Genomic DNA, 1,803 nt, shown 5'->3' on the forward strand with positions numbered 1-1,803 from the left:
GGAGCATTCCTGTTAAGTAACAAATAACCGGTTTGCAAAAAATGAGTGCCACCCATAGAATAATGATTGTTAACTTGGCGGTTAATAAGAATCATTGTTCAAAGGAGACACCCACAAATGAATTATAAGCAGAATGAAAAAATCAATCAAGTAAAAGAATCAACTTTGGTAGTTGGAATCGATATCGGAAGCACGACACAGTACGCCAGGGCATTTGACTGGAGAGGCATTGAGCTTGGGAAAGTCTTTCCGTTCAGCAACAGCAGAGAAGGATTTGAATCTTTCAAAGCATGGATGCAGCATTTACAGGACAAGTATAAGAAGCTGGATGCAATCGTAGGTATCGAGCCGACAGGTCATTACTGGTTTGACCTTGGCGCTTATCTTGAGGATGAGGGCATCCTCCTGGTTATGGTTAACCCTTATGCGGTAAAGCAGACCAAGGAACTGGATGACAACAGCCAAAGCAAGAATGACAGGAAGGATCCGAAGGTGATCGCAAAGCTGGTTACCGAGGGCCGGTATTCTGCACCGTATACACCGGATGGTGTGTATGCTGATTTAAGAATTATGGTGGCCAATCGTAAGAGACTCATCAGGGAGATGACCCAGATCAAAAACAGATTTGCCAGATGGTTCGCCATATATTTCCCCGAGTACACAGATGTGTTTGGGGACTATGAAGCACAGAGCAGTATGCTGCTTCTAAAGAAAGTTTGTACTCCGGAAGCAATCGTGGAACTGGGAGCCGAGAAAATCAATCAAATCTGGCGTGATGCAAAGCTTAGGGCTGTGGGAATGAAAAGGGCAACGACCCTGTGTGAGACAGCAAAACGCAGCATCGGCTTAAAGAAAGGCTCTTCGGCGGCCCAGTATGAAATGAAACTGTTGCTCGAGGATTACGAATACAAAAAGGCACAGCTGGATGCCGTTATGGAGGAAATAGAAAAGCTGTGCAGGAAGATACCCGAAAGCGAGCAGATGCTTGCCATCAAAGGTATAGGAGTAATCACGGTAGCCGGATTTCTGGCAGAAGTGGGTGATGTGAGGCGTTTCGAATCACCCAGACAGATACAAAAGCTGGCAGGACTCTCATTACGGGAGAACAGCTCTGGAAAGCACAAAGGACAGACGACCATAAGCAAAAGAGGTCGGAGTAAGCTGCGGGCAGTGCTGTTCAATGCAGCAATTCCGCTGATAGCGAAGAACCCAGAGTTTAAGTCATTGCATGAGTATTACACGACAAGAGCGAATAATCCGCTCAAGAAGAAACAATCCGTGATTGCGATCAGCTGTAAGCTGATACGGGTCTTTTATGCCATCCTTGCAAATGGAGTGACCTATGATGCGCAGAAGATGCTTTCTGACATTCACAGGCAGCCGCAGGCAGCATAAAAAGAACGACTGTGAGATTCAGGAGACGTCCGCCGCAAGGTGCTGAAAGGAACAGAAGAAATTCATAAACATAGAGAGCCAAGTCAGATTTCTTACCATCAGAGCAGAGACTCAGCGAAGGAGCATCATGACGCCCCTTTATGGATAAGCAGAACGAAGGAATTAAGGACCCAGAAGTAAAGGAGATCCTGTATGACATGGGAGGTTAGGCTGCCGTAAGGAGTAGGGGAAAGAAAGGCCGATCATAGCAGAATGAGACGACGTCTTGTTTTGTGTACCCTAAACATCCGAATATCCATGATTTATGGCCAAGGGGAATGACATAGACTTAGAAAATATCTCTATGAAGAAATGAAAATGTGAGAAAAAGCGAGTTAACAAGAGAAAAACAAAGATTATTATGGGAGG

General features: G+C 45.3%; 1 protein-coding gene. It reads left to right on the top strand.

Features of this window, described 5'->3' with window-relative positions:
- Positions 1-117 precede the first annotated feature (117 nt).
- Positions 118-1,395, top strand: coding sequence for an IS110 family transposase (locus tag DW835_RS17665; RefSeq protein WP_118731511.1), 1,278 nt, complete (start codon positions 118-120; stop codon positions 1,393-1,395).
- Positions 1,396-1,803 lie beyond the last annotated feature (408 nt).

It is taken from the genome of Clostridium sp. AM34-9AC, assembly GCF_003480225.1.
Taxonomy (GTDB): Bacteria; Bacillota; Clostridia; order Lachnospirales; family Lachnospiraceae; genus Acetatifactor; species Acetatifactor acetigignens.